The organism is Nonomuraea sp. NPDC049784 (assembly GCF_040659615.1).
In the GTDB taxonomy this organism is placed as follows: Bacteria; Actinomycetota; Actinomycetes; order Streptosporangiales; family Streptosporangiaceae; genus Nonomuraea.
The window spans coordinates 1-8,313 of record NZ_JBFAMX010000463.1 but is presented as its reverse complement, the minus strand read 5'-3'; the positions used below and the strand labels follow the sequence as shown (position 1 = coordinate 8,313).

The following is an 8,313-nucleotide window of genomic DNA, read 5'->3' as shown; positions in this document are numbered from 1 at the left end:
CGCGCACCAGCGCCGCCCGCCCCAGCCACGGCCCCGGCTCGCCGAACTTGGCCGACGTGCAGCACAGCACCAGCTTGCGCACCCGGTGCCGGGCTCGGGTCGCGATGGTCGTGGCGATCGCGCCGCCGAGCGAGACGCCGCCGACCGCGAACTGCTCGGTCTCGACGAGGTCCAGTACGGCCCGCGCCAAGTCGTCGATCGTGAACCCGGCCGCGGCCGGTGGCGAGCCGCCGTGGCCCGGCAGGTCGTACCTGAGGACCTGCCAGGAGTCGGTGAGCGCGGGGAGCTGGGGCTGCCAGATCTCCATCGTGGTCCCGAGCGAGGGCCCGAGCACCAGCAGCGGCGCGTCGGACGGGCCGTCGATGCGGTGGTGGAGTTTCACGGTTGCTCCCGATAGGTGGCGAGAATGCGATCGACTAGCTCAGAAGCCGCGCCCAGGTACGCCCCTGGATCGAGCAGCTCATCAGGGAAATCGAGCCGCGAGTCCTCCGCTGCCAGGGCCCGCTTCAGCGCCTGCGGGCCGAGGTGGGCATAGAGGCGTTCGGCGACCAGGCGGCCGCCGGTCAGCTCGGCGTTGGCGCGCATCCGGTCGGGGAACACCCGCAGCCCGGCCACGAGCTCCGCCGCGGTCTCGGCCGCGCCGGCCGTGAGCCGGAGCGCCTCGCGCAGCGGCAGCCACTCCGCCTGCCAGGCGCCCGCGGCCCGCTCATGCTCGCCGACCTGCCCCAGCACCTGCACGTACGCGGGCACCTGGAGCGCGGCCGACCGCACGAGGACGGAGAGTGCGGGGTTGCGTTTCTGCGGCATGGCCGACGAACCGCCCGTGGACGACTCGGCCAACTCCCCCACCTCGGTCTGCGCCATGAGGACGATGTCGGTGGCCGGCTTGCCGAGCGCCCTGGCCGTGCCGGCGAGCGCGGCGCCCAGCTCGGTGACGGCGGAGCGCTCGGCGTGCCACGGCACCGCGGGCGCCGCCAGCCCGATCTCCTCGGCGAACACCTCGACGAGCAGCAGCGCGGTGGCGGGATCGGCGGCCCCGCCGAAGGCGGCGCCAGCCCGCTCGGCGATGGCGGCCAGGGTGCCGGCCGCGCCGCCCAGCTGGGCCGGTAGGTGTAGCTCGCGGAGGTGGGCGCGGGCCCGCAGGAGACCGGCCAGCCACCCCGCCGCCTTCAGCCCGAACGTGGTCGGCACCGCCTGCTGCCCCAGCGTCCGCGCGGCCATCACCGTGGCCTTGTGACGCTCGGCCAGCTCGCACAGATCCCGCATGATCGCGCTCAGATCGCCCACGATGGCACGTACCGCCCGCGTGGCCACGAGCATGGCCGCGCTGTCCAGGATGTCCTGGCTGGTCGCCCCCAGGTGCGCGTACGAGGCCGCGCCCGGCACGGCCCGCCGCAGGTCGGAGACCAGCGGCACGACGGGGTTGGCCGACTGGCGGCCGCGTCGGGCCAGGTCGGCCGGGTCGAGGACGAGCGCGGCGGCCGTCCTGTCGATGGCCGCGGCCGCCTCGGAAGGGATGAGCTCCAGCCGGGCCTGCGCGCGGGCGAGCGCCGCCTCGGCCTCCAGCATGGCCCGCAGCCAGGCCGCGTCCGAGGTGATCTCCTCCGCTCGAGTGCCCGCCCAGACCGGGGCGAGCAGGCCGCCGTCAGAACTCAACGCTGTCCGTCTCCTCCATGGAAGCCATCTTTCATGGCAGTCCGACGTAATTCTCCGCCAGGGTGGTCGCCGCCGCCTCCGACGAGGTCACGTAGTCCAGGTACGAAAGCTGCAGCCGCCGCCCGTACGGGTCGTCGTCCTCGAACGTGTGCAGCAGCGTCGTCATCCACCACGAGAAGTGCTGCGCCCGCCACACCCGCTTCAGGCACGCGGCGGAGTAGCCGTCGAGCAGCTCGGTCGAGCCGTCCGCGAAGTACGCGGCCAGCGCCTCGGTCAGCACGCGGACGTCCGCCACGGCCAGGTTGAGCCCCTTGGCGCCGGTCGGCGGCACGATGTGAGCGGCGTCCCCGGCCAGGTAGAGCCGGCCGTACTGCATGGGCTCGGTCACGAACGCCCGCATCGGCGTGACGCCCTTCTCCATGATCTCGCCGGTCGCCAGCGTGAAGCCGGGCACGCTCTCCAACCGCGCCTTCAGCTCGGCCCAGATCCGCTCGTCCGGCCAGTACTCGACCTTGGTATCGGCCGGGACCTGCAGGTAGAAGCGGCTGACGGTGGGCGAGCGCATGCTGTGCAGCGCGAAGCCGCGCTCGCTCCTGGTGTAGATGAGCTCCTCCGATGAGGGCGCCACCCTGGCCAGGATGCCCAACCAGGCGAAGGGATAGTCCCGCTCGTAAACGCTCAGAACACCCTCGGGGATGGCCAGCCTGGACACGCCGTGGAAGCCGTCGCACCCGGCGATCACGTCGCAGTCCAGCCGCTCGCCGCCGAACGTCAGGTACGGCCCGGAGTCCAGCGAGTGCAGCTCCACGTCCTCGACCTCGAACCGCACGTCGCCGCCCGCCGCGAGCCTGGCCGCGATCAGGTCCTTGACCACCTCCTGCTGGCCGTACACGGTGATGGACCTGCCCGGCACGAGCTTCTCGAACGCGATGCGGTGGCCCGCGCCGCCGTACCTGAGCTCGATGCCGTGGTGCGGCAGCCCCTCGCGCAGCATGCGCTCGCCGACGCCCGCTTCGACCAGTGTGTCCACCGTGCCCTGCTCCAGCACCCCGGCCCGCACCCGCCGCTCGACGTAATCGCGGCTGCGCTTCTCCAGCACCACGGAGGAGATGCCGCGCAGGTGGAGCAAATGGGATAGGAGCAGTCCGGCGGGGCCTGCCCCGATGATCCCGACCTGAGTTCGCATGACGGAAGCATCCTGCCTCGACCGCGATTTGGCCGAGATCCTCCTTCCACTCAGTGGAAGAATGGCCGCATGGCAGGTGGATCACGGGAGCCAGGGCGCTCGGTGACGTCCAAGGTGCTGGCCGTCCTGGGCGCGTTCGACCCGGCGCATCCGCAGCTCACGCTGACCGAGCTGGCCAGGCGCAGCGGGCTGCCGCTGAGCACGGCGCACCGGCTGGTCGCCGAGCTGGAAGAGTGGCAGGCGCTGAGCCGCGCGCCCGACGGGCGGCTCCGGGTCGGGCTGCGGCTGTGGGAGCTGGGCCAGCTCGCGCCCGGCCCGCTCCACGACCTGGCGCGTCCGTGGCTGCAGGAGCTGTTCGCGAGCACCGGCGAGAACGTGCACCTGGCCGTGCGTGACGGGCTCGAGGTGCTGTACGTGGACAAGGTCTACGGCAGGCGAGCGGTGCCCATCGTGTCCAGGACCGGCGGCCGGCTGCCGATGCACCCGACGGGCGTGGGCAAGGCGCTGCTGGCGTACGAGCCGGACTGGTTCGTGAAGTCCTACCTCGCGCGCAAGCTCGAACGCCCGACCCGGCACACGATCATCGAGCCGGGGCGGCTGGCCAGGGAGCTGGCGGCGGTACGGGCCCAGGGATACGCGCTGACGTACGAGGAGATGACCCTGGGCTCGTGCTCGGCGGCGGCGCCGATCCTGGTGGAGGGGCGGCCCGTCGCGGCCGTGGGCATCGTGGTGTCGTCCCGGCGCGCCCGCGAGCTGCCCCGCCTGATCGATCCGCTGCTGAACGCCGCGGCAGGAATAGCGAAGGCTAGTCCCCCAGCTTCTGGATCCGGTCCTTGAACAGGGTGGTGGCGATGGCGGCCTTGTGCGGCTGCCCCTTGAGGAACGCCTGCGCGAAGTTCTTCGCCTGCTCGTAGGAGACCTTGCCGGGCATGGGCGGCTCGTTCGGGTTGACGTCCACGTCCACCAGCGCCGGGCCGTCGTGCGCGAGCGCCTGCCCGATCGTCAGTGCCACGTCCTCCGCCTTGGTGACCTTGGCCCCGAACCCGCCGCATGACCGGGCCCAGGACGAGAAGTCGGCTTCGGGCTCGGAAAAGCGCACGCCGTGCTCCGGGAAGCCGAGCACCATCTGCTCCCACAGGATCTGGCCGAGCGAGTTGTTGTTGTTGATGATCACCTTGATCGGCAGCCGGTGCTGGGCCGCCGTCAGGAACTCGGCCATCAGCATCGAGAAGCCGCCGTCGCCGACGTACGCGATGACCTGCCGGCCGGGGAAGGCGTGCTGCATGGCGATGGCGTACGGCAGCCCCGGCGCCATCGTGGCGAGCGTCCCCGACAGGTAGAACTGGCGCCCGTCGCGGATCGTCCAGTGCCTGGCCGCCCAGGTGGCGATGGTGCCGCTGTCGCAGGTCAGGATGGCGTCGTCGCGGGCGAGCTCATCGATCACGGACATGACGTACTGCGGCGCGATGGGATCCCGGTCCGGATTCTCCAGGGCGTCCATCTCGGCCCGCCACTTGCCCATCATCGTCTGATATTTCGAGAGATGAGAGGTGCGGTCCCGGTGGGCCAGCAGCGGCAGCAGCGCCTGCAGCCCCTCCTTCGCGTCGCACACCACGGGCACGTCGGTCGCGATCCGGGCCCCCGCCCTGGTCGGCTCCGCCTCGAACTGCACCACCCGCGCCTTCTCCGGCAGGAACTTCGTGTAGGGGAAGTTCGTGCCGACCATGAACAGCACGTCGACCTCGTCCATCAGCTCCTCGCTCGGCCGGGTGCCGAGCAGCCCGATCCCGCCGGTCGTGTACGGCGAGTCGTCGGGGATGACCGCCTTACCGGGCAGCGTCTTGACCACGGGTGCCCCGAGCGCCTCGGCCACGGCCAGCACCTCCTGCCTGGCGTGCAGCGCCCCCTGCCCGACGAGCATGGCGGGGCGCTCGGCCTGGTTGAGCACCTCGGCCGCGCGCTGGAGGTCCTCCTGCCGCGGGATGCCGGACGCTTGCAGGTAGACGGCCGCGGTCTGCGGTGCGCGCGCCGGCACCACGGTCCGGTACGGCTCCTCCCCCGCCTCGGACACCTGGATGTCGTTGGGCACGGTGAGATGGGAGACCCCGCGCCGCGCGTAGGAGGTCCTGATCGCCAGGTCCACCAGCGAGGGCAGCTGCGCCGGATTGCTGATCATCATGTTGTACTCGGCCACGTCGGCGAAGAGCCGGTCCAGGTGCACCTCCTGCTGGTAGCCGGTGCCCAGCACGGACGTCTCCTGCATGCCCGTGATCGCCAGCACCGGCACGTGGTCCAGCTTGGCGTCGTAGAGGCCGTTGAGCAGGTGGATGCCGCCCGGCCCCGAGGTGGCCAGGCACACGCCGATCCGCCCGGTGGCCTTGGCGTAGCCGGTGGCCATGAAGGCCGCCGCCTCCTCATGGTGGACGAGGACGAAGCGCACCCGGTCACGGTGGCGCCGCAGCCCCTCCATGATGCCGTTGATGCCGTCGCCCGGCAGGCCGAAGACGGTGTCGACGCCCCACTCGGCGAGCCGTTCTATCAGGGATTCCGCTGCGATTCGAGCCATGTGAGCGGCACTACCCCGCTCTGCCGCCCACAGACGCTTTTACCAGATTCCTTGTCATTTCCAAAGATTCGCGGGTAGAGGGGCGTCATGCGCATTCTGGTCACAGGAGCCACGGGCACGCTTGGTGGCGCGCTGGTGCCCGCTTTGCTCAGAGCGGGCCACCAGGTGCGGGCGCTGAGCCGTACGAAGCGGGAGAGCCGCGGGAACGTCGAGTGGATGTGGGGCGACCTGGTCTCCGGCAACGGCGTCGCGGACGCCCTCCGGGACGTCGACGTGATCGTGCACCTCGCCACGAGCGGCCGCAAGGGCCGCGGCGCCGTGGACGTGACCGGCACGCGCAAGCTGATCGCCGCCGCCCGTGTGTCGGGGTACCCGCACCTGCTGTACACCTCGATGGTCGGGGCCGACCGCGTCGCCATCGGCTATCTCAGGCACAAGCTGGAGGCCGAGCGCCTGATCGCGGAGAGCGACCTGGGCTGGACGGTCCTGCGCGCCACCCACTTCCACCAGTCGCTCGACCGGCGGCTGAGCGATTTCGAGTCGCTCCCCGTGCTGACCGTGGACCGCACGGTGCCCTGGCAGCCGGTCCACGCGGGCGAGGTGGCCACCCGGCTCACCCAGTTGATCGACGCCGGCCCCTCGATGGACGAGATCGAGTACGGCGGCCCCGAGGTGCTCAGCACGGAGGAGCTGGTCAAGACGTGGCTGCAGGCCAGGGACCTGCATCGCCCCTGCCTGCCCGTCCGCTTCCCCGGCGGCCTGTACGCTGCCCAGCGCGCCGGCGACCTCCTGACGGACGCCGAGCCCAAGGGCGGGATCACCTGGCACGACTACCTCTTCCCGCCGCCGCCGGAGCCCTCGGACGACTTCGCCGCCGAGCACACCGCCTCGCCCACCAGCCCGGCCAACCAGCCGGAGCAGGACCCTGATCTGCACGTCTACGGGGGCGACGAAGGGTACGAGCGCCCCACCCGGGGCTGACCCTCCTTTTACGCACTCGTTACTCATCTCCCTCTTGCTGGGTATTCGACTACCTATGTACGGTCCTTTCATTGCCACTTAACAACTTGTTCAGTGCAGCCAATCGAGAGGTTCGATGACGGAGTCGGAGAACACCCGCTTGGGTGCGCGAATCCGGGCCTACCGCAACATGCGCCACATGACCGTGCGCGCTCTCGCGGCCGAGGCCAAGGCGAGCGCCAGCTTCATCAGCCAGTTGGAGCGCGGGCAGACCAGCTCCAGCATCGGTATGCTCCGGCGGATCGCCTCGGCTCTCGGACTCACGGTCGCGGATTTGTTCAACGAGGAGGACGAGATCGGCCACCGCGTGGTGCGCCGCGAAGCACGTCCGGAGCTGCACACGGCCCCCGGCACGCGCAAGTTCCTGATCTCCCAGCGTCCGCTCCAGAACGTGGAGGTGTACGCCGGGGAGTTCGATCCCGGCTCGTCCACCGGGGATGAACCGTATACCCACGGCGATTCCCAGGAGATCTTCCTGGTGCTCCGCGGGCGGGTCACGCTCTGGCTCGGCCCCAACGGCTCCGCCGCCGCTCACGTGCTGGAGCCGGGGGACAGCGTGGAGTACCGCACGTCGGTCCCCCACCGGGTCGTCAACGAGAGTGACGAAACCGCCGAGATCCTCTGGGTTGTCGCCCCGCCTACTACATCCGCCTGAACCCCACTCATACCTGCCACCTAGGGGGTAACCCATGCCGAAGCACCCAGCGCGACTGGCCGTTATGGCCGGTGTCGCGGCTTCGCTCCTGCTCACGGCGGCCTGCGGGGCCGGCTCGGCGGCGCCTGCCTCGATCGACCTCGGATCGGGGCCCGCCAAGTCGGGCACGATCAAGAAGGACGCGCTCAGCGGCCTGAACATGACCTTCGTCTCCTACGGAGGCGTCTACCAGGAGGGCCAGCAGAAGGCCGCGGTCGACCCGTTCGGCCAGGAGTCGGGCGCCAAGATCCTTCAGGACGGCCCGACCGACTACGCCAAGATCAAGGCCCAGGTGGACTCCTCCAACGTCACCTGGGACGTGATCGACTCCGACTCCATCTGGGCCGAGGCCCAGTGCGGCAAGCTGCTCCAGCCGCTCGACTACAAGATCATCGACAAGTCCAAGGTCCCCGACGGCCTGGCGGGCGAGTGCACCGTCCCGGCGATGCAGTACGGCATGGTGCTCGTCTACAACAAGGACAAGTTCGGCTCCAACCCGCCCAAGGGCTGGAAGGACTTCTTCGACACCACGAAGTTCCCCGGCAAGCGCGCCATCTCCGGCAACCCCGGCGACTCGGCGCCCGGCCCGTTCGAGGGCGCGCTGATCGCCGACGGCGTCGCGCCCGACCAGCTCTACCCCCTGGACGTCGACCGGGCGACCAAGAAGCTGCAGTCGATCCGTTCCAACCTGGTCTTCTGGAAGACTGGCGCGGAGGCGCAGCAGCTGCTGGAGTCCGGCGAGGTGGACATGGGGATGGTGTGGAGCGGCCGGGCGTACGCGGCCGTCAAGAACGGCGCGCCGTTCCAGGTCGCGTGGGACCAGTGGATGCCGATCATGGACTCGCTGACCGTGCCGAAGAACGCCAAGAACCCGAAGGCGTCGATGGCGCTGATCAACTACTACCTGGGCGCTCAGCAGCAGGCCAAGCTGACGGAGCTGACCTCGTACTCGCCGATCAACACCGACGCCAAGCCGAACGTCGACCAGGTCGGCCAGTCGTTCCTGACGACCAGCCCGGGAGTGGCGGAGAAGGCACTCAAGATCGACTCCAAGTGGTGGGCCGAACACCAGCCGGAGATGATCGAGAAGTGGTCAGCCTGGCTCGGCGGCTGATCGCCCATGGCCTCCACCCTGCAGGCGGTCGCACCGACCGCCGCCGCCAAGCAGCCGGCGGATCCTGAGCGCCGCCC

The 8,313-nt window shown here is 70.4% G+C and carries 8 protein-coding genes; 4 read left to right on the top strand and 4 right to left on the bottom strand.

Features of this window, described 5'->3' with window-relative positions:
- From AB0J09_RS47950 to pobA, 3 genes are all read right to left on the bottom strand, one after another.
- On the bottom strand, positions 1–382 hold a 382-nt coding region (locus tag AB0J09_RS47950), incomplete at its 3' end, for an alpha/beta fold hydrolase (protein ID WP_360707144.1).
- On the bottom strand, positions 379–1,656 hold the full coding sequence (locus tag AB0J09_RS47945) for a lyase family protein (RefSeq protein WP_360707141.1): 1,278 nt from the start codon (positions 1,654–1,656) through the stop codon (positions 379–381). The genes AB0J09_RS47950 and AB0J09_RS47945, both read right to left, overlap by 4 nt.
- A gap of 31 nt (positions 1,657–1,687) precedes the next feature.
- Positions 1,688–2,842: a 4-hydroxybenzoate 3-monooxygenase gene (pobA, locus tag AB0J09_RS47940; RefSeq protein ID WP_360707138.1), complete on the bottom strand. Its 1,155-nt coding sequence runs from the start codon at positions 2,840–2,842 to the stop codon at positions 1,688–1,690.
- 69 nt (positions 2,843–2,911) lie between these two features.
- Here pobA and AB0J09_RS47935 point away from each other — a divergent pair, with 69 nt between their 5' ends.
- Positions 2,912–3,679 (top strand): IclR family transcriptional regulator, encoded by a 768-nt coding sequence (locus tag AB0J09_RS47935; RefSeq protein WP_360707136.1) that lies wholly within the window; start codon positions 2,912–2,914, stop codon positions 3,677–3,679.
- On the opposite strand, the gene AB0J09_RS47930 is transcribed toward AB0J09_RS47935, so the two are convergent.
- On the bottom strand, positions 3,648–5,408 hold the full coding sequence (locus AB0J09_RS47930) for a thiamine pyrophosphate-binding protein (protein WP_360707133.1): 1,761 nt from the start codon (positions 5,406–5,408) through the stop codon (positions 3,648–3,650). The genes AB0J09_RS47935 and AB0J09_RS47930 overlap by 32 nt on opposite strands.
- Positions 5,409–5,495: 87 nt before the next feature.
- On the opposite strand from AB0J09_RS47930, the gene AB0J09_RS47925 reads away from it, so the two are divergent.
- The 3 genes from AB0J09_RS47925 to AB0J09_RS47915 all read left to right on the top strand — a co-directional run bounded on the left by AB0J09_RS47925 (position 5,496) and on the right by AB0J09_RS47915 (position 8,236).
- Complete coding sequence (locus tag AB0J09_RS47925) at positions 5,496–6,389, top strand: NAD(P)H-binding protein (protein ID WP_360707130.1); 894 nt, start codon at positions 5,496–5,498, stop codon at positions 6,387–6,389.
- 115 nt (positions 6,390–6,504) lie between these two features.
- Positions 6,505–7,083, top strand: coding sequence for a cupin domain-containing protein (locus AB0J09_RS47920; protein WP_360707127.1), 579 nt, complete (start codon positions 6,505–6,507; stop codon positions 7,081–7,083).
- Positions 7,084–7,117: 34 nt separating this feature from the next.
- Entirely contained in the window at positions 7,118–8,236 is a 1,119-nt protein-coding gene (locus AB0J09_RS47915) for an ABC transporter substrate-binding protein (protein WP_360707124.1), read from the top strand.
- The last annotated feature ends 77 nt before the right edge of the window (positions 8,237–8,313 follow it).